The organism is Sphingopyxis sp. H115, assembly GCF_001468465.1.
Classification (GTDB): Bacteria; Pseudomonadota; Alphaproteobacteria; order Sphingomonadales; family Sphingomonadaceae; genus Sphingopyxis.
Window position 1 is genome coordinate 70,294 of sequence record NZ_LNSA01000017.1, and the last position, 25,280, is coordinate 95,573.

The window sequence follows — 25,280 nt, forward strand, 5'->3', positions numbered from 1 at the left end:
GACCTCCACCGAGGCATCGGCTTGACCGGCGTCGATCGTGCGGACGTGGCGAAATCGGTAGACGCAGCAGACTTAAAATCTGCCGTCCTAGTGACATGCGGGTTCAAGTCCCGCCGTCCGCACCAGATAATTGCGCGGTCAGCGCCGGATGAGCGCCTTTACCTTCGCGCGCAGCCCGACGCGATCGAGCAGGCGCTTTGCGCCCGCCGCAAAGCCGTCGATCGTCCGCATGGCGCCAAGCGCCGCGCGATTGCGCAGCGACGGGCGAAGCAGCAGGACATCGGCGCAGGCGACCGAGGCGCGCCCGAACTGCGCCTTGTGCGCGCCGTCGCCTTCGGTGAAATCAAATGCGCGAAAACACCCCTCGGCATAGAGTTGGCGCATCGCCTCGACATGCAGGACCGTTCCCGGCGACAGGTCGGCGAAATCGGGATCATAGCCGAGGTGGGCATAGACCAGGATATCGCGCTCGACCGGCAGGTAGAGATAGGCGATCGCGCGGCCTTCGGCGAACAGCAGGAACGCGCGGATATTGCCCTGCGCAGCCTCCGCCATTGCCTGCTCGATATGCTCGTCGTCCGTAGGCAGCCCCGCCTGCATCAACCGCTGCTGATAGGTGCGCGCCGACAACGCCCCGGCAAGGGTCATGAACTCGGCGACCTCATCGGCGCTGCTATAGGAGCGAACGGTAAATCCGCCGTCGAACCGGTCGGCCAGGCGCCGCGCCTTGCGCGACAGGGTCGAGCGCGTCTTGGCCGAAAAACCCTGCCACCAATCGTCGAAACGGGCCCCTTCCATCGGGATATAGTGACGCGGATAGACTTGCCGTACCGACCGCAGCCAGCCCGTCATCGCGCCTTCGAGCGCCGACAGCCGCGCCACCGGCATCGAGCGCAGCAGCCAGCCGTCGCGCGCGGGCGGCGGCAGACCGGCCTGCCCATCCGACAACAGCGCGTCCGATAGGAGCGCATCGAGCCCATGCGGCACGATACGCAGCCGGCGCCGGACATGCCCGATCGGCCGCCCCGCGACCTCGATGCGCAGCGCAACCGCTTCGCCCGCCTGTTGTTCGCCCCTGTCCCCCATGACCTCTCATTTGTTTCGATACGGCTATTCCCGTTTCGCAGCACATGGTTATGATTGGCTTACGCGACAGGAGGGACAAGGCGAATAATGACGGCAAGAGGCAAATATGGGCGCGCCGCAATATGGATATCGGCCGCCACCGGCCTTGCGCTTGCCGTGTCGAGTTGCGGCCTGTTTCGCGAACGCGGCCCGGTCAAGATTGCCGCCCTGGGACCCATCAACCCCGCCGCTACACCGCTGAAGGGCGAATTGTCGACTGGCAATGCCGCGCTGCTCGACGCGACCTCGCAAGGGCTCGTCAGCTATGACGGCGAGGGGCAGATCGACACCGGCCTTGCCGATCGCTGGACCGTCACCACCGACGGACGCAGCTATATCTTCCGCCTGCGCGAGGCGAAATGGACCAATGGTCGCAAGGTGACGGCCGAGGATGTCGCGGCGATAATGCGATCCTACCTGGCGCCGGCCAGCCGCCATATATTGAAAGACGATTTTCCCGAGGTCGAGACGATCAAGGCGATGACCGATACCGTCATCGAAATCCGCCTTTCGGTGCCGCAGCCCGCTATCCTCGAACTGCTTGCGCAGCCGTCGATGGCGATCGTGAACAAGGGCATGGGCTGGGGCCCGATGCGCTCCCGCAAGATCGGCCACGCGGTGCTGTTGTCGCCCGTCCCCGATCCGCTGGCCGACGATCCCGAAGCGGCCGAAGCGGCAGCGAACGACCCTGCCGCGTCGATCGAACTCGTCGGCACGTCGCCCCCCGGCGCGCTTGCGCGCTTCAAGAACGGCTATGCCGACGGCGTCATCGGGGGGCGTTTTTCGACCCTCCCCTATTTCGTTGCCTCGAACATCGGGCGCTCGCGGCTCATCGTCGATCCTGTCCCCGGCCTGTTCGGCCTGACCTTCCTGCGCGCCGAGGGTTTCCTTGCCACCGACGTCAATCGCGGTGCGCTGGTCCGCGCGATCCGGCGCGAACGGCTGGTCGAAGCCTTCGGCCTGGCCGAATGGCAACCGCAAGTTACCTTGCGTCCGGCGCTTTACGCCCGCGATGGCGGCCCCGCCCCTCTCGTGCCGACCTGGGCCGAATATGACGAAGCATCGCGGATCGCGCAGGCGAAACGCGTCGTCGATGCCTGGCGCGGCGCCGGACGCGATATTGACCCGGTGCGCATCGCCGTCCCTGACTCACCCGGCGGACGTATCCTCTTTGCCTATGTCGCGGCCGATTTCGCAGCGATCGGCGTGCCGAGCCAGCGCGTCGCCATGGCCTCGACGGCCGACCTGCGCCTGATCGACGAGGTCGCGCCCAACGACGATGCCCTCTGGGCGCTTCGCCGCCTGTCGTGCCGCCGCGACACGCTCTGCAACCGCGAGGCGCAGGACCTGATCGACCAAGCGACGAACAACATCGACGCGGGACAACGCCGTACACAGATCGGCGATGCCGAGGCGGTGCTGGCGCGCTATGCACCCTTCATTCCGCTTGCGACCCCGCTTCGCTGGTCGGTCGCGTCGCAGCGGCTCACGGGCCTGCGCGCCAACGGGCGCGCGCAGCACCCATTGAATCACCTGATCGCGCGCCCTAACTAAATATCGGCGCTGCACTTTCGAGCGCTTTTGAAAGGACCCGGATGGCCCCTTCGCCCCCCAATCCCGATGCGATCTTCGACGCGCTGATCCAGAACCGGAACGATCCCGCCGCGCTGCGCAAGCGCGTCGAAACGCTCGAAATGCTGCTCGAACGCAGCTTTGTCATCCCAGGCATCAACCGCCCTGTCGGGCTCGATGCGATCGTCGGCCTCGTTCCCGTCGTCGGCGACGTGATCGCGGCGACGATGGGCGCCTATCTCATCTGGGAAGCACGCAACCTTGGCATGCCGAAATGGAAGATATGGCGCATGGTCGGCAATCTCGGCGTCGACACGGCGCTGGGCGCGGTGCCGCTCGTCGGCGATGCCTTCGACTTTTTCTTCCGCTCGAACACGCGCAACCTTCGGATCATCAAGAAGCATCTCGACAAGCATCATCCGGGCACGATCGTCATCGACCAATAGGCGCGTCGCCGTCTTCCCTTGGGGTGTGTAATGCTGCTAGCACAGCGCCTCCACACCCCAGGGGAGACATTCGAATGATCCGCGCCAGCCTTGCCGCGCTTGCCCTCAGCTGTTTCTTCGCCGCCGCTGCGGCTGCTGCGCCGCAGGGCGACGACCCGTATCTCTGGCTCGAGGATATCCAAGGCAAGAAGGCGCTCGATTGGGTCAAGACGGAAAATGCGGCCACCGACAAACTGATCCGCACGCGCCCTGGCTTCGAGGCGGATCGCCAGCGCGCGCGCGAAATCCTCGACGACGATCGACAGATCGCGATGCCGGGCGAGGTGATGGGCGATACGATCACCAATTTCTGGCGCGACGCCGCCAACCCACGCGGGCTGTGGCGGCAGAGCCAGCTAGATGCCTATCTGGCAGGAAAACCCGAATGGACGACGCTGATCGACGTCGATGCGCTGGGTAAAGCGGAGAAGCAGAGCTGGGTCTGGCACGGGGCCGACTGCCTCGCGCCCGATTACAAGCGCTGTCTTGTTTCGCTGAGCCCTGGCGGCACCGACGCCGACATCGTCCGCGAATTGGACCGCACGACCAAAAGCTTCGTCAGGGGCGGCTTCACCCTGCCCCAAGCGAAGAGCAGCGTGACGTGGGAGGACGCCGACACCCTGCTCGTCGCGACCGACTATGGCGACGGCAGCATGACCGCGTCGGGGTATCCGCGCATCGTCAAGCGCTGGAAACGCGGCACGCCGCTGTCGGCGGCGACGACTGTGGCCGAGGGCGAGCATGAGGATGTCGGCATGAACGTCTTCGCGCTCGTCGACGGCGAAAAGCGCTGGCCGATGATCAGCCGGGGCAAGACCTTCTACACCGCCGACATCAAGCTGCCGAACCTCGACGCCTCGCGCTATATCTCGACGATCGTCCCCGATACGGCGAGCGTTCGCGACGTCATCGACGGGCAACTCATCATCTTCCTCAATCAGGACTGGGCGGGCATTCCGGCCGGTTCGCTGGTCTCGCTTTCGCTGGCGGATATGTCCGCCGACCGCAAGGTGCCGATCGTCACCGCGATGACCCCGACGAAGGCGCAGGCCATCGAAGATGTCGCGGCGACCGACGATATCCTGTGGGTCAAGGCGCTCGACGATGTTGAGGGCAAGCTGTTCGCGCTTCGCCGCGACCCGGTGACCGGCGCATGGAGCCAAAAGGAAGTCCCCGTCGCCGCGAATGCGACGGTCGGCATCGCCGGAACCGTCGGCAAACGCAACCTCGCGCTCGTCACCGCCGAAACCATGCTGATGCCGCCGACGCTTTATGCCGCGTCGGAACAGGGCGCCCCGCAGGCAATACAGAGCCTTCCCGCGACCTTCGACGCGGCGGCCATGAGCGTCGAGAAACGCTTTGCGACGTCGAAGGACGGTACGAAAATCCCTTATTTCCTTGCCCGCAAAAAGGGCTCGACCGGCCCCGTCCCCGCACTGATCCACGCCTATGGCGGCTTCCGCGCGGCGCAGACGCCGGGCTATCTTACCGGCCAGCCCTATCGTGCGGGACCGCTCGGGCTGTTCTGGGTCGAGGACGGAAATGCCTATGTCCTCGCCAATATCCGCGGCGGCGGCGAATATGGCCCCGCCTGGCACCAGGCGGCGCTGCGCGAAAAGCGGCAGAACAGCTTCGACGACCTGCACGCGGTCGCCGAGGATCTGGTGAAGACCGGCGTCAGCGCCAAGGGCCGGATCGCGATCTCGGGGCGCTCGAACGGCGGCGTGCTCGTAGGCGCGGCGATGACGCAGCGCCCCGACCTTTATGGCGCCGTCATCTCGGGCTCGCCGATCAAGGATATGTGGCGGTACGACAAGATGCTCGCCGGCGCCTCTTGGGTCGCCGAATATGGCGATCCCGACGTGCCCGAGGATTGGGCCTTCCTGTCGAAATATTCGCCCTATCACAATATCCGCAATGGCGTGAAATACCCGCCGATCTTCCTCTATCTCTCGACCAAGGACGACCGCGTCCATCCCGGCCACGCGCGCAAATTTGCCGCGCGGCTGATGGAAAATGGCAATCGCGTCTATTATCACGAATATATAGAGGGAGGCCATTCGGTCGGCGCCGATCACGCCGAGGATGCGGTGCGCGCCGCGATGCTCCATGGCTTCCTGCTGCGCGAACTGGCGGAGAAGAAATAACGCCGCGCCCGCTCGCCGCTGCCCCGGCGCATATGGAAAACATATGCGCTCGCGCAAAATCGCTCTCGAATTGCAACGCTGAGCCCACCTAATTGGGCGTCCTCATGATTCGCTTTCTCCACCGATTGGCGGTGGCGGAATCGCGAATGGGGGACATATGCGCAAAAAACTTCTCTTCCTAATCATCGGTCTTGCGGGACTGGCCGCGACACCGGTTCATGCCCAATCCCCCGGCGATGTACCCAAGGCCACCGTCAGCGGATCGGCCACGCTGGCGTCCGACTATCGTTTCCGCGGCATTTCGCAGACCGACGAGAATATGGCCGTCCAGGGCGGACTCACGCTCACGCACGAAAGCGGCTTCTACGCTGGTGCCTGGGCCGCGAACCTCTCCGCATGGGGCACGTTCGGCGGCGCGAACATGGAACTCGACCTGATCGCGGGCTACAAGGTGCCGCTTTCGGATCACGCGACGCTCGATGCCGGCCTGACCTGGTATATGTATCCGGGCGGCGCCGACAAAAGCGACTTCGCCGAACCCTATGCGAAGCTCACCGGCACGAGCGGACCCGCGACGCTGACCGCCGGCGTCGCCTATGCGCCGAAACAGCAAGCGCTCGGCCGCTGGTATCTGACCGGCGCCGATGCTGCGTCGGGAATCTATAACGATCCGGGCGACAAGGAGGACAATCTTTACCTCTGGGGCGATGCGGCAGTGGCGATCGCCGGGACGCCGATCACCGCCAAGGCGCATATCGGTCGCAGTTCGGGCAACGACGGGCTCGGCCCCAATGCCACCAGCGTGACGCCCACCGGCGACTACTGGGACTGGTCGGTCGGCGCCGACGCGACGTGGAAAAATCTGACGCTGAACGTCAGCTACGTCGACACTGATATTTCGGCAGCCGATGCCGCCTATCTCCAACCAGGATTCAGCAAGGGCCAGGACGGCACCGGATCGATCTCCGACGGCGCGGTCACCCTGTCGCTGACCGCCGCTTTCTAGAAAGGACCGACAATGCAAGACCTGCTCTGGATCGCCATCATGGCTGGGCTGCTGGCGGCGACGCTCGCTTATGCGCGCCTGTGCGACAAGGCATGAGGTGACGCGATGCCCCTCGATCTCTGGCTTGCCGCGCTCACCGCTTCCGGTCTTCTCCTCTATCTCGTGGCGGTGCTGATCCGCCCCGAACGCTTCTAGAAAGGAGCGCCCCCATGACCCTTCAGGGCTGGATCCTCATCATCGCCTTCACGGGCATCTTGCTCGCGCTGACCAAACCGATCGGCCTGTGGCTCTTTGCGCTTTACGAAGGTCGGCGCACGCCGCTCCACGCCGTCCTCGGTCCTGTCGAGGCCGGCTTCTACAAACTCGCGGGCATCGATCCCGCCGCCGAGCAGGGCTGGCGCCGCTACGCCGTGCATATGCTCATCTTCAACTTCGTCCTGATGCTTTTCACATATGGCATACTCCGCCTCCAGGGCGTCCTTCCGGGCAATCCACAGGGGTTGGCGGGACTCGGCGAACATCTGTCGTTCAATACTGCGATCAGCTTTACGACCAATACCAACTGGCAAAGCTATGGCGGCGAGTCGACGATGTCGAATTTGAGCCAGATGCTCGGCCTGGCGATCCACAACTTCCTCTCCGCAGCGACGGGCATTGCGCTGGCCTTTGCCCTGTTCCGCGGGTTTGCGCGGCGATCCGCCGCGACGATTGGCAATTTCTGGGCCGACGCGACACGCATCACGCTTTATCTGTTGTTGCCGCTCTGCATCCTGCTGACGATCGTCTATATCGCAAACGGCGTGCCGCAAACGCTCGCCGGGACAGTCGACGTCTCGACCCTCGAAGGCGCGAGGCAGACGCTGGCGATCGGGCCGGTGGCGTCGCAGGAAGCGATCAAACTGCTCGGCACCAACGGCGGCGGCTTTTTCAACGTCAACAGCGCGCATCCCTTCGAAAATCCGAATGCGATCACCAACCTGGTGCAGATGCTGTCGATCTTCGTCATCGGCTTCGGCCTGACTTGGACCTTCGGCAAGGCGGTCGGCAACACGCGTCAGGGCTGGGCGATCCTTTCCGCAATGCTGATCCTGTTTCTCGCCGGCGTTACGATCACCTATTGGCAGGAAGCGGCAGGCAACCCGATCCTCCACCAGCTCGGCGTTGCCGGTGGGAATATGGAGGGCAAGGAGGTGCGTTTCGGCATCGCAGCGTCTTCCCTGTTTTCCGTCATCACCACCGCCGCGTCGTGCGGTGCGGTCAACGCGATGCACGACAGCTTCACCGCGATCGGTGGCATGGTCCCGCTGATCAACATGCAGCTGGGCGAAGTCGTCGTGGGAGGTGTCGGCGCGGGCATCTATGGTTTCCTGCTGTTCGCGATCCTCGCGGTGTTTGTCGCGGGCCTGATGGTCGGACGCACGCCCGAATATGTCGGCAAGAAGATCGAAGCGAAGGAAGTCAAACTCGCGGTGCTCGCGATCGCAACCTTGCCGCTCCTCATCCTTGGCCTCACCGCACTCGCATCGGTCACCGACGCGGGGCTGGCGGGGCCGCTGAACAAGGGGCCCCACGGCTTCTCGGAAATGCTCTACGCCTTCACCTCGGCGACCGCGAACAATGGGTCGGCTTTCGCCGGCCTCACCGCGAACACGCCCTTCTATAACGGTCTGCTCGGCACGGCGATGTGGCTCGGCCGCTTCTTCATCATCGTGCCGATGCTGGCGATCGCGGGCAGCCTCGCAGCGAAAACCTACACACCCGAAAGCGCCGGATCCTTTCCGACCACCGGCGGCCTCTGGGTCGGCCTGCTCGTCGGGATCATCCTGATCCTCGGCGGCCTCACCTTCCTGCCGAGCCTCGCGCTCGGTCCCGTCGCCGATCATCTCGCGATGATCCACGGCCAAACCTTCTGAGCGGGGAGCCGACATGGCACGCGCAAACACAAAATCCCTTTTCACCGCCGACCTGATCGCCCCGGCGATCCGCGACGCATTCCGCAAACTCGACCCGCGCGAGTTGGTCCGCAATCCCGTGATGTTCACGACCGCCGTCGTGGCAACCTTGCTGACGGCGCTGCTCGTCGTCGGACAGGATGGTCTTGCGACCGGCTTCAAGCTCCAGCTTGTCGTCTGGCTCTGGCTGACCGTACTCTTCGGCACCTTCGCCGAAGCACTCGCCGAAGGGCGCGGCAAGGCGCAGGCCGCCTCGCTCCGTGCGGCCAAGGCCGAATTGACCGCCAAGCGCTTCAAGGGCGGCGACGCGCGACAGGTCGAAAACGTCCCTGCCAGCGCGCTCCGGGTCGGCGACATCGTACTCGTCGAGACGGGCGAGCTCATTCCGTCGGACGGCGAGGTCGTGCTCGGCGTCGCCTCGGTCAACGAAGCCGCGATCACCGGTGAAAGCGCCCCGGTCATCCGAGAGGCGGGCGGCGACCGTTCGGCTGTCACCGCAGGCACCCGCGTGATCTCCGACCAGATCGAGGTGCGCGTCACGGTCAATCCTGGCCAGGGCTTCCTCGACCGGATGATCGCGCTCGTCGAGGGTGCCGAGCGGCAGAAGACGCCGAACGAGATCGCGTTGACGCTGCTGCTCGTCGGGCTCACGATCATCTTCCTGATCGCCGTCGGAACCGTCCCCGGCTTTGCTTCCTACGCGGGCGGCTCGATCCCGGTCAGCATCCTCGCCGCGCTGCTGATCACGCTGATCCCGACAACGATCGCCGCGCTGCTCTCGGCCATCGGCATTGCGGGCATGGACCGGCTCGTGCGCTTCAACATCCTTGCGAAGTCGGGCCGCGCGGTCGAAGCGGCTGGCGATGTCGATGTCCTGCTGCTCGACAAAACCGGCACGATCACGATCGGCGATCGTCAAGCGAGCGAGTTCCGCGCCGTCGGCGGCGTACAAATCGGCGAGCTGGCCGAGGCCGCGCTGCTCGCGAGCCTTGCCGACGAAACGCCCGAGGGGCGCTCGATCACGGCCCTAGCGCGCGAACGCTTCGGCGTCACGACCCGATCGCTGCCACAAGATGCCGAGGTGATCCCCTTTACCGCCCAAACGCGTATTTCAGGGGTAAAAATCGGCGCGACGATCATCCAGAAGGGCGCGGTCGATTCAGTCCTCAAGGCCAATCCCGGCATCGAGGAGACGGCGGCGGCAACCGAACTCCGCCGCATCACCGACGATATCGCGCGCGGCGGCGGTACCCCGCTGGCCGTCGCCGTCGATGGCAAGCTGCTGGGCGCGGTCTTCCTCAAGGACATCGTCAAGGCCGGAATCCGCGAACGGTTCGGCGAATTGCGCAAGATGGGCATCCGCACGGTGATGATCACCGGCGACAACCCGCTGACCGCGGCAGCAATCGCCGCCGAGGCGGGAGTGGACGATTTTCTCGCGCAGGCGACGCCTGAAGACAAGCTCGAACTGATCCGTAAGGAACAGGAGGGCGGCCGCCTCGTCGCGATGTGCGGCGACGGTACCAACGACGCCCCCGCCCTCGCGCAGGCCGACGTCGGCGTTGCGATGAACACCGGCACCCAGGCGGCGCGCGAAGCCGGCAATATGGTCGATCTCGACAGCGACCCGACCAAGCTGATCGAGGTTGTCGGGCTCGGCAAGCAATTGCTCATGACCCGCGGCGCGCTCACGACCTTTTCGGTCGCGAACGACGTCGCCAAATATTTCGCGATCATCCCCGCGATGTTCGTCGCGCTGTATCCGGGGCTGGGCGTCCTCAACATCATGGGGCTGAAGACGCCCGAAAGCGCGATCCTGTCGGCGATCATCTTCAACGCGCTGATCATTCCGCTACTCGTGCCCCTCGCGCTCCGCGGCGTTACGTACAGGCCAATGGCCGCCGGTCCGCTGCTCGCACGCAACCTTGCTGTCTATGGCCTCGGCGGCCTCGTCGCGCCGTTCATCGGTATCAAACTCATCGACCTGGCCGTTGGCGGCCTCGGTCTCGCCTGAGGAGCATCAGCATGGGCAACGACATCATATCCTCGCTGCGACCCGCGATCGTCATGACGATCCTGTTCGCCATCCTGCTCGGTATCGGCTATCCTCTTGCGATGACCGGCATCGGACAAGCGCTATTCCCCAGCCAGGCGAACGGCAGCCTCGTTCGCGATTCCGGTGGCAAGGTGATCGGGTCCGCCGTCGTCGGACAGGCCTTCACCTCCGATCGCTATTTCCAGACCCGGCCCTCGGCGGCTGGCGACGGTTATGACGGCCTCGCTTCGTCGGGATCGAACCTTGGCCCGACGGCGCGGGTGCTGGCCGACCGCGTCAGCGCCGACGCCGCAAAGCGCCGCGCCGAAGGAGTGGTCGGCGCGCTCCCTGCCGATTTGGTGACGGCAAGCGGCTCGGGGCTCGACCCCGACCTGTCGCCCGAAGCCGCACTGGTTCAAGTGCCGCGCATCGCCAGCGCGCGCGGGCTAACCGAAAGCCGGGTGCGCGCACTCGTCGCCGAACAGACCGCTCATCCCTTGCTTGGCTTTATCGGTGAAAAGAGGGTGAACCTGCTCGCCATCAACCGCGAGCTCGATCGCCTCGGGACCAGCCCCGATCGGTGAGACGCGTCGGTCCAGATCGACCCGACCCCCAAGCCCTTCTGCGACAGGCATCGCAGGAGGGCTTGGGCCGTCTCAAGATATTTCTGGGCGCGGCGCCGGGCGTCGGCAAGACCTATGACATGCTTTCCGACGGCGCGGCGCGGGCGCGCGACGGCGTTGATGTCGTGATCGGCGTCGTCGAGACCCACGGCCGCGCCGAAACCGAGGCGCTCGTTCGCGGGCACGAGGTCATGCCGCGCCGCGCCGTGTCCTATGAAGGCCGCACGCTCGGCGAAATGGATCTCGACGCGATCCTCGCGCGCGCGCCCCGCCTCGTACTCGTCGACGAACTCGCCCACACCAACGCCCCCGGCAGCCGCCACGCCAAGCGCTATCAGGATGTCGAGGAACTGCTCGCCGCCGGCATCGACGTCTATTCGACGCTCAACATCCAGCATATCGAAAGCCTGAACGACGTCGTTGCATCCTTCACGCGCGTTCGCGTTCGCGAAACGGTGCCCGACTCGATCCTCGAACAGGCGGAGATCGAGGTCGTCGACATCCCGCCCGACGAGCTGATCGAGCGGCTGAAGGCCGGGAAGGTATACCTGCCCGAAGAAGCGACACGCGCGCTCTCGCACTTCTTCTCCAAATCGAACCTCTCGGCGCTGCGCGAACTCGCGCTGCGCCGCGCCGCACAGGCGGTCGACACGCAGATGCTCGACCATGTACGCGCGCTCGGCGTCGGCGGGACCTGGGCAGGGGGCGAGCGGATCGTCGTCGCGATCAACGAGCTTCCCGGCGCCGACGGCCTCGTGCGCGCCGCCAAGCGGAGCGCGGACGCGCTGCACGCGCCATGGACCGCGCTGTATATCGAAACGCAGCGGGCCCAATCCTTCGGCGAAGCCGAACACCGCCGGCTCGCCGCAACCATGAATCTCGCAACGCAGCTCGGCGGCAACGTCGCGACCGAGCCCGCGATCGCGATCGTCGACGGTATCAAGGCCTATTTGCAGGAAGCGCGCGCAACCCAGCTCATCGTGGGCAAGTCGCACCGGTCGCGATTGTTCGAACTGCGTCACGGTTCGGTGGTCGACCGCCTTGTCCGCGAAACGCCGGGTGTTGCGGTCCATGTCCTGCCGCTCGATGCTCCTCCCGTTGCTTCGACGCGCCTTCGCGCGCGCGGCGCATGGGGTTCGCGGCGCGGATACCTGTGGACCTCCGCGATGGTCGGCGCCCTTACCGCCGCGGCGAGCGCCTTGTTCCACATTCTCGATCTCGGCAACGTCGCCCTGCTCTATCTGCTGCCGGTCATGGCCGCGGCGACCCTGTTCGGGCTGCGCACCGGCCTGTTCGCCGGGATCGCCTCCAGCCTCGCCTATAATTTCTTCTTCCTGCCGCCGACCGGTACGCTGACGGTCAGCAATCCCGAAAACATCATCTCGATCTTCGTCCTGCTCGGCGTCGCGATCGTGACCAGCCAGCTCACCGCGCGCGTGCGGGCGCAAGCCGACATGGCAGCCGCGAGCGCGCGCACCAATGCCGCGCTCGCGGGTTTCCTGCGCCGCCTGACCCCGATCGACGATCCGATCGCGTTGGCGCGAACGATCTGCGAGGATATCGCCCGCCTCTTCGACTTGCGCACGGTCGTGCTGGTTCCGGGCGACACCGGGCTGGTCGTCCAGGCCGCCAGCGGGCCGCAGTTCCGGTTCGAAACGATGGAGCTGGCAGCCGCGCAATGGGCTTTCGACAACGACATGCCCACCGGAAAGGGATCGGGGACGCTGGCCGCCTCCGACTGGTATTTCCAGCCGGTGCGCGCGGGTGAAAAGGTTCAAGCCGTGCTCGGCCTCGCGAGCGACGACGGTGGGAATCCGCTGAGGCCCGACCAGTTTCCGCTGCTGGCCAGCCTGGTCGATCAGGCGGCGCTGGCGCTTGAACGGTTGCGGCTCGCAGAGGAAATGCGCGACGTCGAAGCCGTCAGGACACGCGACCGGCTGCGCGCCGCCTTGCTGTCGTCGGTCAGCCACGACCTCCGCACACCGCTGACTGCGGTTATGGGGGCAGCGGCCGAGTTGCGCCACGGCGCGACACCGGAACTTATCGGCACGATCGAAGGCGAAGCGGCCCGGCTGAACCGGTTTGTCGCTAACCTGCTCGACATGGCACGCGTCGAGGCGGGTGCGCTCAATCTGAAGGTCGAAGCCATCGACCTTGCAGACGCCGTCGCGGCCGCCGCGCACGATGCCCGTCGCTCGCTCGAAGGCCATGCGATCAACCTCGCCGTCCCGCCGGCCATGCCGCTGGTCAAGGTCGACCAGCAATTGCTACATCATTGCCTGTTGAATCTGCTCGACAATGCCGGGCGCTATGCCGATCCGGCGACACCGATCGTCATCGAGGGCACGCACAACTTCGGCCTGCTCAAACTCTCGGTCATCGACGAAGGCCCGGGCTTGCCGCCGGGCCGCGAAGCCGAAGTCTTCGAAACCTTTCGCCGTTTCGAAGGGTCGGACCGGGCCGTCGGCGGCACCGGGCTCGGCCTCGCCATCGTAAAGGCCTTTTCGGAAGCGATGGGCATGACCGTCGAAGCCGCGAACCGGACCGACCGAAGCGGCGCACATTTCACCCTTTGCTTCCCCGCGGCACTGATCGTGCGCAACGCGGCCGAGGGAAACGAAATTTAGGAAATATTGCCCCGATGTCCGCCAGAATCCTTGTTGTCGATGATGAACTTTCGATCCGGCGCCTATTGCGCAACACGCTCGAACGCGCAGGCTATGAAGCGATCGAAGCGGTCGACGGGCGAAGCGCGCTCGCCCTGGCGGCGATCGAAAAGCCCAATGCGGTGCTGCTCGACCTCGGCCTGCCCGACCGCGACGGGCTCGAACTGGTCCAGCTTTTGAAAAAGCAAGGCGACACCGTCATCCTCGTGGTATCGGCGCGCGATGCCACCGACCAGAAGGTCGCCGCGCTCGACCTTGGCGCCGACGATTATGTGACCAAGCCGTTCGACAGCGAGGAATTGCTGGCCCGCCTTCGCGTCGCGCTTCGCCATCGCAGCCTGTCCGAAACCGCACCGAAGATTTACCGGAAGGGCGAACTCGAAGTCGATCTCGACCAGCGCGTCGCGCGCCGGGGCGACGTCGAAACCCATTTGACGCGCAAGGAGCATGACGTGCTGGCACTGCTCGCCGCCAACGTCGGCCGCGTCGTGACCCACCAACGCATCCTTGCCGCCGCCTGGCATGGAAGCGAAGAGGCGCCGGTCGAATATCTGCGCATCGTCATCCGGAATTTGCGGCAAAAGATCGAGGCGCCGGGCGCGGTGGGCAGCGTTATCGCCAACGAACTCGGCGTTGGATACCGCCTTCTTGGCGACGGTTGACGGCGCGGCGCGCGCGGCCGAACTTTATGCTGCCAATATGCGCTTCGGCGGATTCGATCTCGAAACCCTATGCCGGGCGCTATAGCTGGATTGCTACATCGAGGATTGTAGCATGGACGACCGGCGACACGAAAAGCGGACCGATATTGGATTGCGGCTGTGCGGCGTCTTATCCGGGTCGCTGTCTTCGCTCGCGGCCTGGAAACTCGCCGCGCTCCACCTGTCGAAATCGGATGCTGAGCCCGACGCCAAGGCATTGCTGCTCGCCGCCACAACCTTTCTGTGCGCCAGCCTGGCGGCCGTGCTGATGACGCAGGGCCGACACATCTTCGACCGGGTAGACGTCGGCGAACGCTGGCGCGCGCGCCTTCCGCCCGATGGGCGCGGCCCGCGCTAAAAGCGCTTTCGCACCGCGAGGCTGATCGTGCGGCCGAGCGGATCGGCATCGTAGCGCCGATAACCCGGCGGCACGCTGCCGTCGCCCAGCGTGACGCGCCGGTAACTGTCCAGCAGATTCTGGATATCGAGCGAGATATTGAGGTCCTTGAGCCAATCCGGTTCTTCGGTTCCCCGCAGCAGGCGCTCCGGCTCGACGAACACCCGCAGGTTCAACGTCGTGAAGGCGCGGTAACGATATTCGGTGCCGCTGCCCGGCGCTGCGGGATCGCGAAGGCGGAAGGGACTTTGCCAATTCCCGTCCAGCGTCACCCCCATGCCCGGGCGGCCTGAAACGATCTGGAAGCCGACATTGTGCCGCGACCGCGCGATACCGCCGCCCAGTCGATCGATCGCCGGAAGGCCGATCGCGGTTACCAGCTCGCTGCGGAGGCTCCATCCATGGTTGAGCGTCAAGGAAAAGGTCCACATGGCGGCCGAAGCGATGGCGTTCGCGGGGTCGGCCCTGCTTCCAGAGCGCGGAACGATCGACACGGTCAGGCTGTTGTTCAGCCGCTCGTCGATGTCGCGCACGATCTGGATCGGCCTTGCATCGACCCGAATGAGGCGGCCTGTCGCATCGCGAACGAACCGTTCGGGAAAGGCCGCCTCGACCGCCGGCGCGAGCCCCGGAAATCCACCGGCGGCGCCGGTCGACTGCTGCCTTCGATATTCGACGGAGAGCGAGAGTAGCCGGGGATCGAACGGGCGAAGCGAGGCGCCCAGCGACCAGATGCGCCGCTGGCCCGATCCGAGATCGGGGTTTCCGCCGGTCACCCAAACCGGTTCGGCGATTTCCTGCTGTGCGTAATCGTAAACCCGCCGCACCTCTTCGAAATAGGGCGCTGTCAACTGCTCGATCGACGGCGCAAGTTCGGTGAAGCTCACCGATCCATTGAACCGGAGCGCGGCGATGGGGCTCCAGTTCGCACCCAACTCGAACCGCGAACGCGACGCCTCGCCTGTGCCGAAGGTCAGGCCGCCGGCGAGGTCGAGCGACAGGTCACCGAGCAGGGAATGCGGGTTTTGGCTTCGGCTGGCGATCGGCACCCCGAACGACAGCCGTCCATCGAACCGGTCCCTCTCTGCCCGGCTGCTGCGGTTGTCATCGACAACGCCGTTGTCGAAGCGGCTGTTGGTTCGGCTGCGGTTCATTCCGGCCGTCAGCGTCGCGTTCAGCGATCCGGCGGGCAAGTCGGCGATCGACCTGTTGAACGTCAGCCGCGCGCTCAAGCTTTCGCTGCTCGACCGGGTGCGGCTGCTCTGCACGTCATCGGGAAGCGCATCGCCGGGCTGGTCGATGCGTCCCCTGGCCCAGCCGCGCGCATAATTGGCGTTCAGTATAGCTCGCCCGCCCGCGACGGGGCCCGACAGGGTTGCCGACAGGCCAAGGTTTTGTGAGCTCTGCCGGCCGAACAGGACAAGCGCATCCCCTGGGCCGCGATCTCCGGCGGCGAGGCCGAGCCATTGCCGGCTACCGTTCGAGGCTGCGTTGACGCTGAGCGAGCCAGTAAAGCGTCCGATCGGCTGCGTCAGTCCCATCGACACCGACAACTGGTTGGTCGCGGGCAGCAGCGAGAGATAATCGTCGGGATCGAAAAGTTCACCGGCCTGCACCGACGGTGGCGCGCGCGAACTTTTGAATAGCGCACTCTCGCCCGAAAGCTGAACCTGCGCGTTCCATCGCGCCTTGCCGTCAATGACGAAACGCCCGGCCGAACCATTGCCGCCAATCCGCCCGCCCCTTGTCGGTATTTTCGTGCTCGCCTGCGTCTCCCATGACACGAAATGCTTTTTGAGGACGAGGTTCACGACGCGCTGATTGCCCGAATACCCATATCGGCCGGCGGCTTCAGGTCGCAGGATGGCGAGCCGCTGAAGCGCGGCAGGCGGGAAGCGGGCCAGATCCTGAATCGAATCGACGCGCTCGCCGTTGATCAGGACGATCGGTCGTTCGTCCGGGCGCCCGGTCAACGGGGCGATCCGTCGCACCAGTTCGCCGATCGAATAGGCGCCATAGGCGTCGATCTGCTGCTCGTCCAACTCGGTTTCGGGTTCGACGAGCGCCTCGCCATACCGCGCGGTGACGACAATCTCCTGATCACCGCCGACCGCGATGGCCTCGCCATCGGCAGGCGGCGGCGAGAGACTAGCGGCGATATGGTCCTGCGCCGCCGCGGGGACGAGCGGCCAAAGACAGATACACGTAAGAAAAGCTGCGAAATCCGGACGGCGGTGACAGCATGCGGAGCGCGCATCGCAGCGAAGCGGCGAGTTTACCATCATGTCGGTACGTCGGATATCCGTTTCCCGCTTCGTAATCTCCGGGCGGCGGCTCGCGGCTGATCGATAGCAAATTTTGATCGTGCCAGAACGCCAGACCTCCGACCTTGCGAGTGGGGAGTGCGGCATGGAGGATGCAATGTTCGCACCGGCGAGGCAAGCCGCAAGCAGATCGGCCGGGCACGCTGGCGTGCCCGGCCGGGATGCAAACCGAACTTAGGAGAGGTTAAGATTCGGAATCGAAATCACAGCCTCGTGGATCGTGCAGGTGTCGCCGGCCGGATCGATCGGCGGCAACGTCTTGTTGGTGATCGTCAGAACCTTGGTGCTGTTGTTCCAGTCGCCGCGAACGGTACCGTAGCAGGGGTCGTTGGCGATTGTGTTGGCACCCATCGTGATATCGACCTTGGTCGCATCACCCGGCACCGTCGCGGCCGACCAGGTGCCCTGCGGTACGACGAAGATACAGCTGAAATCGCCCGGCGCGATGTCGGGCGACGAGATCGCAACGGTGGTGCTCGAGGTGACCGTTCCGTCGAACGTCACGTCGCACGTCACATTCAGGGACTGCTCCAGTTCGGCATAGCCGTTGCTGCCGTTGGCGTTGCCGCTGAACGATTGCGCCTGGGCGGCGAAAGGCATGGCGAGCGCGGCGACGGTTCCTATCAGGGCCGTAAATTTCTTCATGACACATCCTCTTCCGTATCGATGTTGATTTGGGAAGGCGGGATGCCTCCCAATAAATATGACGCGGCAGATACGAAAAGGGGGGGATTGAACGCGTTTTTTTGTTTGTGTTCTAGCAGGCTAACGGCTCGGTCGATCGGGGAGACCGGGTCGGCGTTCGGACCTCACCTCATCGCCAAAAAAAAACGGAGGCCGCCGTCCAACAAGGAAACGGCGGCCCCAGGGGAGAGGCTCGTGAAGCTCGCCTGTCCGATTGCAACGAGAAACCGAAACCCCTCCAATTGCGTTCGCGTGGAACCGGCGCCGCGCCATTGCGCCTTTACGACGAGCTAGAATTTCACCGTCGCGTTGAGGCCGACGATGCGCGGGTCGAGCGTAAAGACATTGGTGCTGAGCCCCGTGTCGTCGCTGTTGGTGAAGGTGCCCGTGATCGGCGCCTTGTCGAACAGGTTCTTGACATAAAGCTGGAGCGCGAAATCGCCTTCGCCGCGGGCAAGCGTGACGGCCAAATTGACATTGTCCCAAGCTTTCAGCCGGTCATATTCGGTGTTGAAGACGCGCGCATAACTCTTGCCCTGACGATAATAATCGCCGCGGAAAGTCAGGACCCAGTCGCCGCCTTCGATAAAGGCGCTGTATTGGGCGCCGACGTTGAACGTATAGTGGGGCGCGTTGGGCAGCTCGTTGCCGCCAAGGTCGGCAAAAAAGCCTTTCCCGCCGTTCGGCGCATCGGTCAGCGGATTATAGGTGAAGCCCAGCAGCCGATCGAACTGAAACGCCGGGCTGACGTTCGGAAGCTCCGGATTGAAGGTACCGTAACGCGCGGACCCGGCGCATAGCGCCGACAGCATCAGCAGCTTCAGATCTTCGTTCGCCCGATCATAGGCCAATATCTGTCCGACGAGGGCCTTGGGCGCGATGCAGTTCGAGGGGACCTGAAGCCACGGCCGCAGCAGCATCCAGTCGGGATTGCCCTGGGTCCGGTCCATCACGTCGATCGACTTCGCGCCCTTGTCGATCCGCGTGTCGAGTAGGCCGAGCGTCGCATCGAGCCGGAAATTGCGCGAGGGCCGCCACGCCGTCTCAAGTTCCAGACCCCAGGTCTTGGCGCTGAAATTCTCGTTGAGCGAAATGCGGTCGACGATCTGCGAAATCTGATAATCCTGATAGGCGTTGAAGAAGGCTGCGGCGTTGAGCGTGAACCGCCCGCCGTCGAAGCTGTTCTTCGTCCCGATTTCGAACGCCGTCACATATTCGGGTTTGAACGTTTCGGGGAGCGGCTGATACTGAATCACCGTCTGGTCGATATCGGCGCGCGGCGGATTGGCGCCCCCGCCCTTATAGCCGCGTGCAGCTGACGCATACACCAGCGTATCGTCGGTAAAGGACAGGTCGGGCTTCCAGTCGACGACCAACCGGCCCGTCACCGTATTCCATTTCTGCCGGATATCGGGAAATTCACGGAAACCGCGGTTGATCGTGCCCCCGCTTACCGAGCCGCCCTGCGTCGGATCATTTTCAGATGAGCCCAGAAGCAATTGGCTGGGAACCGGAGTCGCGATTTTTTCGTCGCGCGTATAGCGCAGCCCGAGCGTGAGTTTCAGATCCTCGGCTGCCTGCCAGTAAAGCTCGCCGAACACCGCTTGCGATTTGGTCCGAACCGGGTTCTTGCTGCGAAAATAATTATGGCCGTCCTCGGGACCTTCGCCGATCGGATTGGGATCGACATAAACGCATTCGCGGGCCGTTAGCGTCCCTTCCCCGCAATTACGAGTAACCCGGCCGTTGTCCACGTTGCTGCCGTTGAAGTTATACTGCGCGATAAGCGAGAACAGGTTGTTGTAGACGAAATAGTCATCCTGCGATTTGAAATCGAGATAATTGGCCCCGACGTTAAAATTGACAGGGCCGTCAGAGGATGATTGCAGCCGCAGTTCCTGGGTCCATTGCCGATTGCGCGACCGGCTGAGATCGGCGGAAATGATGCGGTCCGATGCGCCCAGCTGCGGATCGGTAAAAATGCCCCCCGGCGTCGGGCCCGGCACCGTCATCGGCGCGCCATTCGGTCGAACCAGCGTGGCTGAATCGTTGAACACCGGCGCCGAGACGAACCGATTATAGTCCTGCGACGAATAATAACGATCGCGGGAATAGGCGCCTTGCGACACGAGCGTCAGATCGTCGCCGATCCCTATTTCCATGTTGAGCTGGAACACATCATTCTTGGCGCGAAAGACGGGATCGTAGCTGGTGGCGATTTCCCTCATGTCCCGCGACTGCACGACATCGCCATAAGGATCGAAATTGCGCTCGATCGGAAAAACGAGCGGACGGGGCGGCGGCGCCGTCGGATCCCTGCCGATGCCTATGTTGAATTGGGGAAACATGACATAGGCCAGCGCCTTGGCATTAGGCGCGCCAAAGGCCGCATCGTCGTAAAGCGACGCCGACTGGCACCCCTGGCTGAACCGGCTTTGCAGGAATTCGGGTACCGCGATATCACCGACCTGGGCCACGCCGGGATCGGTGGTGCAAAGCTGCTTGCCGGTGCGTGATCGGTTGTCGTCCTCCTCGAAATGCTGCCAGATGGCGTTGATCCTGAACCGGTCGCTCGGCTCCCACTGGATCGACGCGCGCGTCGACCAAAGGTCGCGGCCATTGACCCGCTGCTGGGTGAACGTGTTGTAATCGAAGCCGTCGCGCTTCGTCATGGCGCCCGCGACGCGGACGGCCAGCGTGTCGGTGATCGGTACGTTGAGCATCCCCGACAGGCGCCGCGTCTCGAAACTGCCGACCTCCCCCTTTATCTCGCCCCCAAAGCTGTCGTCGGGAAGCGCCGGGATGACGTTGACCACGCCAGCGGTAGCGTTGCGGCCATAGAGCGTACCCTGTGGCCCGCGCAGCACCTCGACGCGTTCGAGGTCGAAGAACTCGGCTTCGAACAGGCGGTTGCGGATAAGGGGGGTGTTGTTGAAGCTGACCGCGACCGCGGGGTCGTTCGACGCCGAAATAGCCTTGGTCCCGATCCCGCGGATCGTGAAGTCATAGCCGCTGAAATTGCTTTTCGAAAAATTGACGTTGGGTACCGCGCGCACCAGTTCGGCGCCGCCTTCGATCTTGTGATCGTCGAGCGCCTTCGGCGTGAAGGCGGTGACGGCAATCGGCACGTCGTTGATCTTCTCCTCGCGCTTCTGCGCCGTCACGACGATTTCATTATCGTCCTCAATTTCTGGCCCGACGGCGCGATTTACGTTTCCCTCCCGCGTCACCACGAATATATTCCCGTCGCGGCGATAGCTGAGCCCGGTGCCGCGCAACAACGTCTGGAGCGCCGTTTCGGGGTCGCTCCGCCTGCTGTGGCCCGCGGTGCGCTTGCCGTTCACCAGCGACGCATCGACCATGATCGTCACGCCGCTCTGCACCCCGAAATCGCGCAAGGCCCGGTCGAGCGACTGGGCGGGAATACGATAATTTGTCGTCTGCTCGCGCGCCGATGCCGCCGTGCCCGAAAGCGCAAGGCACCCGATCGCCGCGCCGCTCAGCAAAATTTTACGCAAATTGCATGCCTGGAACCGCATGTCCCCACTCCCTCTCCCTGTAGCCGGGGTTGACGCCCCGTTGTTGCGGCGTTCGACATGACGCCATCTATCTAGACGCCGCTTCGTCCCGAAAGGGGGGATGCTCACATGAAATTTTCAACAATGTTAATATCTACGCCGGTGAACGGGGTATTAGGAAAAATGCAAAGGGATACCGCTCCGATCCCCCCTTACGCATTTTTCCTGCGTCTATCAGGTTAGCTCCAGCGTAGAATGGGGACGCAATGATCGATTTGGGAATGATGCCGGAATGACGCGAAAGGCTGGGAGCATCTGGCAATGCCTGTTTTATCGGGGTCTTGGTTGACGATGGCGGTCCCCAATCCGGATCGCGATTTGGCGGCGTGGATGACCACCTATGGCCCGGGCCTGCGGCGCTATTTCAGCCGCCGGGCGAACGACGCCGACGTTGACGACCTGGTGCAGGAAGTCTTCATGCGCCTACAATCGGCACAGCTCAGCGCCCCGATCGACAATGTCGAACGCTATCTTTTCACCGCCGCGCGCAATGCGCTGATCAGCCGCCACCGCCGCCAAAAGGCGCGGTCGGCGATGTTGCACGACGAATTTGAAGAGGGTCTAGAGATCGCCGATCAGCGGTCGCCCGAACGGATCGTCATCGGGCAGCAGGAATATCGCCGCGTCCTCGAAGCGATCCAGAACCTGCCGCCGCGGGCGCGCGAGGCGTTCCAGTATCACCGGTTCGAAAATCTGACCTATCAGGCGATCGCGCAGCGAATGGGCATCTCCAAGGAAGCGGTGAAGGAATTGATGCACCGCGCGCTGGTTCGGATCGCCGAAGAAATGGAGCCGGGGCTATGACCGGCAAGCAAATCCTCGAACGCGCAGCGCTCCGCTCCGAAGCCGCCCACTGGTTCAACCTGCAACGCTCGGGCGATATGACAATCGACGACGAGCGGCTTTTCCACGAATGGCTCGACCGGTCGGATGCCCATCGCGACGCCTATCGGCTGGTCGATCGCGCCTGGATGATCGCGGGCACGATCCCGCAGGACCCCGAAATGCTGGGCGAGCCCGAACCCGTGGCCGAACGGCGCGCGCCCTGGCGCCGCTATTTCGCGATGGCCGCATCGCTGTTGCTCGTCGTTGCGTCCGGGTGGGGCATGTACCAGATGGGCGTGCCGGGCTTCGGCGGCGTGCAGGACCAGCATTTCCGCACCGGTGTCGGCCAGACGACGACCGTAACCCTGCCTGAGGGATCGATCGTAACGCTCGATTCCGAAACGGAAATGCGAGTGAGCGAAAGCCCGCGCGAACGGCGCGTCGACCTGGTCGGCGGACGCGCCTATTTCCGCGTCGCGGCCGATCCGTCGCGGCCCTTCATCGTCCACGCCGGCGGCAAGAGCGTCCGCGCGATCGGCACGGCGTTCGAGGTCAGCTTCGAACATGGCAATATGGTCGTCACGCTTGCCGAAGGGAAGGTCCGGGTCGAAGAGGCGGCGGCCGAGCCGGGCATCGGTAGCGGCACCGATATGGCACCCGGAGGCCAGCTCGTCATTGGCGCCGACCATAATTGGACGCTGCGGCGCGTCGACGTGGCGAAAGAGACGAGTTGGACCGAGGGCCGGCTGATCTTCATGCGCGATCCGCTGTCCGAGGCGGTCGCCGAAATGAACCGCTATTCGACGCGCAAACTCGCGTTCAAGGATGGCAAGATCCCCGACAAGCAGGTCGTCGGCGTGTTCGAGGCCGGCGATGTCGATGGATTTGTCAAGGCGATGGAACTCAACGATATCGCGCGCCGCGTTTCGACGACCGACGACGAGATATTGCTTTCGGGAGCCGAATGACTGCGCGCGCCGCGGTTTAGGATGCCGCCGGCGGGATACCGCCCGGGATCAGGAAAAGCGGCAGGATGCGCGCGATAAGGTCGCGCATCGCATCGTCGCGCTGGTCGAGCATGTCGCGCACCGGCGGCCCGATCACCGCATCGCCGAACGCCGTCACCGCCATCATCAGCACCGCCGCGCGCACCCGGTCGGGAGCGCCAGCATCGGTCGACTGGCCGACGATCGCATCGACGAGTGCGCGGACTGCTTCGCGCACCGGTTCGAGATGCTCGACGTCGCCCGACAATATGATCCACGCCGCGAGCGGGCCGGCGCCGCCCTTGTCGAAGGCGTCGAACACGCGGTCGGCGACCGTCCGCGGCGCCGCCGCATCGGTTTTGAGCAGGCCGACGACATTGTCGAGCGCGGTCGTGAGGTCGCGCACCATCGATCCCATCAGCGCCGATTGCAGCCCCGCCGCCGATCCAAAATGGTGGAGGACATTGGCGTGCGACATGCCGATTTCCTGGCCGACATTGGCGAGTGTCACCGCCGCGGGCCCCCCATCGAGCAGCAAACGCCGCGCCGCAACCAGCGCCTCTTCGCGGACCTCGTCCCCCGAACGCTTGCGCCGCTTTTGATGCGGTCGCGCTTGCTTGTACATTCCTGATCCTTTGCAGCCGTCGCGCCCACGGGAGCTTTTTCGCCGAAAAGCCTTACCGCAAAGCCGCCAATTGTCACCCTCGCCGTGACAACGGGAGAGAAAACCGCTGGAAACTGCCAAATAGCCGAGGCTTGCACCATGCCTGCGGCAATGATATAAACATTGATGTTAATGTAACTTGAGTCGCAGAGAGGTACCTATGTCTTCCCCCATCCGTACACCCGACGACCTGCATATCGAAAAGCGCGACCTGAAATTCGGGCGTGAAAAGGCGCCCCCGCGCTGGTGGCACAGCAACGACCCCGGCCGCACTGCCTTCTTCAACGCCCTCTCCTCTACTTTCCCCGTGGGCGAGAAATTCTTTATGACGTCGGTGCGCCATTATCGCGACGGGACGCCGCAGCCGCTGCGCGGCCAGATCGACGATTTCCTCTATCAGGAATCGATGCACAGCCGCGAACATGTCGTGTTCAACCGTCAGGCCGAGGATGTCGGTTTCGACATCGCATCGGCCGAGGACCGTGCCCGCCGCACGATCGCCTGGGCCAAGCGTCGCTCGCCGATCCAGCAGTTGGCCGCGACCTGCGCGCTCGAACATTTCACCGCGACGCTGGCACACGACGCGCTGGCGAACCCCGAACATCTGGGCGGCGCGTCCGAAGAGGCTCGGCAGCTCTGGCGCTGGCATGCGATCGAGGAAATCGAGCATAAGGCAGTGGCGTTCGACACCTATCTCCACGCCGCACGGTCCATGACCCCGCTGCGCCGCTGGCTCAAGCGCAGCACGGTGATGTGCGTGACGACGATGCGGTTCCACTATGTCATTTTCCGCAACACGGCCGACCTCTTGCGGCAGGACGGCCGCAACGATTGGGCGACCTGGCGGGTGCTGCTTGCGTGGCTTTACGGCCGACACGGGCTGATGCGCGCGTTGCTGCGCGGCGTCTTCACCTATATGAAACCGGGCTTCCATCCGTGGGAACTGGACGACCGGCCGCTGCTCGACGCCGCGCTGAAATTGCTCGAAGCCGGCAAGCCGAAAGGAATGGCCGCATGATGAGGATTGCTTTCGCCATCGCCGCTGCCGCCGTCGCTATGCCCGCTGCGGCCGCCGACATCACCGGGGTCTGGGCGACCGGGACCGAGGGCGGGCGCGTCGAAATCTATAAATGCGGCAGCGCGCTGTGCGGCCGCGTCGTCGATGCCAGCCGGCTCCGCGCCAATCCCGACCTGCGCGACGTCCGCAATTCGGACCCCGCGCTGCGCCAGCGCAAGCTCAAGGGCCTCGTCGTGCTCAAGGGATTCACCGGCGGCCCGCGCGAATGGAAGGGCGGCCCCGTCTACGACCCCGAATCGGGCGACGGCGCACCCAAGGGCCAGCTCAAACTGCTCCCGAGCGGCAAGCTCGAGCTCAAGGGATGCGTCGTCTTCTTTTGCCGTACCAAGATATGGACGCGCGCCGGCTGAATAGGGCTGTGGGCTAGCCGACCAAGTGAAACATCGCGGCGGCGGCGGCGAGCAACCCGCCCCCCGCCGCGAGCTTCGGCAG

Annotated in this window: 20 protein-coding genes and 1 tRNA gene; 16 read left to right on the forward strand and 5 right to left on the reverse strand. The window is 64.3% G+C overall.

What is annotated here, in order from left to right; translation table 11 throughout:
- The first annotated feature begins 39 nt into the window (after positions 1-39).
- Positions 40-125: transfer RNA gene (locus tag ATE71_RS13235), tRNA-Leu, on the forward strand.
- A 13-nt stretch (positions 126-138) separates the two neighbouring features.
- Here the strand turns inward: ATE71_RS13235 and ATE71_RS13240 are convergent.
- Positions 139-1,086 (reverse strand): GNAT family N-acetyltransferase, encoded by a 948-nt coding sequence (locus tag ATE71_RS13240; RefSeq protein ID WP_058803776.1) that lies wholly within the window; start codon positions 1,084-1,086, stop codon positions 139-141.
- 87 nt (positions 1,087-1,173) lie between these two features.
- Here ATE71_RS13240 and ATE71_RS13245 point away from each other — a divergent pair, with 87 nt between their 5' ends.
- From ATE71_RS13245 to ATE71_RS13295, 11 genes are all read left to right on the forward strand, one after another.
- Positions 1,174-2,679, forward strand: coding sequence for an ABC transporter substrate-binding protein (locus ATE71_RS13245; RefSeq protein WP_058803777.1), 1,506 nt, complete (start codon positions 1,174-1,176; stop codon positions 2,677-2,679).
- 41 nt (positions 2,680-2,720) lie between these two features.
- A complete protein-coding gene (locus ATE71_RS13250) occupies positions 2,721-3,143 on the forward strand; it encodes a DUF4112 domain-containing protein (protein WP_058803778.1) in 423 nt (140 codons plus the stop codon).
- A gap of 74 nt (positions 3,144-3,217) precedes the next feature.
- Positions 3,218-5,329: a prolyl oligopeptidase family serine peptidase gene (locus ATE71_RS13255; protein WP_058803779.1), complete on the forward strand. Its 2,112-nt coding sequence runs from the start codon at positions 3,218-3,220 to the stop codon at positions 5,327-5,329.
- A gap of 157 nt (positions 5,330-5,486) precedes the next feature.
- On the forward strand, positions 5,487-6,335 hold the full coding sequence (locus ATE71_RS13260; protein WP_058803780.1) for a TorF family putative porin: 849 nt from the start codon (positions 5,487-5,489) through the stop codon (positions 6,333-6,335).
- A 105-nt stretch (positions 6,336-6,440) separates the two neighbouring features.
- The gene (gene kdpF / locus ATE71_RS13265) at positions 6,441-6,530 is read left to right on the forward strand and encodes a K(+)-transporting ATPase subunit F (RefSeq protein ID WP_058803781.1); all 90 of its coding nucleotides are present in this window, start codon (positions 6,441-6,443) and stop codon (positions 6,528-6,530) included.
- Between the two features lie 14 nt (positions 6,531-6,544).
- The gene (gene kdpA / locus ATE71_RS13270) at positions 6,545-8,248 is read left to right on the forward strand and encodes a potassium-transporting ATPase subunit KdpA (RefSeq protein ID WP_058803782.1); all 1,704 of its coding nucleotides are present in this window, start codon (positions 6,545-6,547) and stop codon (positions 8,246-8,248) included.
- Positions 8,249-8,261: 13 nt separating this feature from the next.
- Positions 8,262-10,301, forward strand: coding sequence for a potassium-transporting ATPase subunit KdpB (gene kdpB, locus ATE71_RS13275; protein ID WP_058803783.1), 2,040 nt, complete (start codon positions 8,262-8,264; stop codon positions 10,299-10,301).
- Positions 10,302-10,312: 11 nt separating this feature from the next.
- On the forward strand, positions 10,313-10,906 hold the full coding sequence (kdpC, locus tag ATE71_RS13280; RefSeq protein WP_058803784.1) for a potassium-transporting ATPase subunit KdpC: 594 nt from the start codon (positions 10,313-10,315) through the stop codon (positions 10,904-10,906).
- A gap of 62 nt (positions 10,907-10,968) precedes the next feature.
- On the forward strand, positions 10,969-13,572 hold the full coding sequence (locus ATE71_RS13285) for a sensor histidine kinase (protein ID WP_235588012.1): 2,604 nt from the start codon (positions 10,969-10,971) through the stop codon (positions 13,570-13,572).
- 14 nt (positions 13,573-13,586) lie between these two features.
- Positions 13,587-14,273: a response regulator transcription factor gene (locus ATE71_RS13290; protein ID WP_058803787.1), complete on the forward strand. Its 687-nt coding sequence runs from the start codon at positions 13,587-13,589 to the stop codon at positions 14,271-14,273.
- A gap of 112 nt (positions 14,274-14,385) precedes the next feature.
- A complete protein-coding gene (locus tag ATE71_RS13295) occupies positions 14,386-14,670 on the forward strand; it encodes a hypothetical protein (RefSeq protein WP_058803789.1) in 285 nt (94 codons plus the stop codon).
- Here the strand turns inward: ATE71_RS13295 and ATE71_RS13300 are convergent.
- The 3 genes from ATE71_RS13300 to ATE71_RS13310 form a co-directional block, all read right to left on the reverse strand.
- On the reverse strand, positions 14,667-16,994 hold the full coding sequence (locus tag ATE71_RS13300; RefSeq protein ID WP_058803790.1) for a hypothetical protein: 2,328 nt from the start codon (positions 16,992-16,994) through the stop codon (positions 14,667-14,669). The genes ATE71_RS13295 and ATE71_RS13300 overlap by 4 nt on opposite strands.
- Positions 16,995-17,207: 213 nt before the next feature.
- Entirely contained in the window at positions 17,208-17,678 is a 471-nt protein-coding gene (locus tag ATE71_RS13305) for a hypothetical protein (protein ID WP_058803791.1), read from the reverse strand.
- A gap of 329 nt (positions 17,679-18,007) precedes the next feature.
- The gene (locus ATE71_RS13310; protein ID WP_235588013.1) at positions 18,008-21,235 is read right to left on the reverse strand and encodes a TonB-dependent receptor domain-containing protein; all 3,228 of its coding nucleotides are present in this window, start codon (positions 21,233-21,235) and stop codon (positions 18,008-18,010) included.
- A gap of 351 nt (positions 21,236-21,586) precedes the next feature.
- Here ATE71_RS13310 and ATE71_RS13315 point away from each other — a divergent pair, with 351 nt between their 5' ends.
- Positions 21,587-22,099, forward strand: a complete 513-nt coding sequence (locus tag ATE71_RS13315) for an RNA polymerase sigma factor (RefSeq protein ID WP_058803793.1) — start codon at positions 21,587-21,589, stop codon at positions 22,097-22,099.
- Positions 22,096-23,088: a FecR family protein gene (locus ATE71_RS13320; RefSeq protein ID WP_058803795.1), complete on the forward strand. Its 993-nt coding sequence runs from the start codon at positions 22,096-22,098 to the stop codon at positions 23,086-23,088. The genes ATE71_RS13315 and ATE71_RS13320 overlap by 4 nt, the downstream gene beginning before the upstream one ends.
- Before the next feature lie 16 nt (positions 23,089-23,104).
- On the opposite strand, the gene ATE71_RS13325 is transcribed toward ATE71_RS13320, so the two are convergent.
- The gene (locus ATE71_RS13325; protein WP_058803797.1) at positions 23,105-23,731 is read right to left on the reverse strand and encodes a TetR/AcrR family transcriptional regulator; all 627 of its coding nucleotides are present in this window, start codon (positions 23,729-23,731) and stop codon (positions 23,105-23,107) included.
- Between the two features lie 199 nt (positions 23,732-23,930).
- Between ATE71_RS13325 and ATE71_RS13330 the strand changes: the two genes are divergently transcribed.
- Positions 23,931-24,788: a metal-dependent hydrolase gene (locus ATE71_RS13330; RefSeq protein ID WP_058803798.1), complete on the forward strand. Its 858-nt coding sequence runs from the start codon at positions 23,931-23,933 to the stop codon at positions 24,786-24,788.
- Positions 24,785-25,198 (forward strand): DUF2147 domain-containing protein, encoded by a 414-nt coding sequence (locus ATE71_RS13335; RefSeq protein WP_058803801.1) that lies wholly within the window; start codon positions 24,785-24,787, stop codon positions 25,196-25,198. The genes ATE71_RS13330 and ATE71_RS13335 overlap by 4 nt, the downstream gene beginning before the upstream one ends.
- Positions 25,199-25,280: the final 82 nt, after the last annotated feature.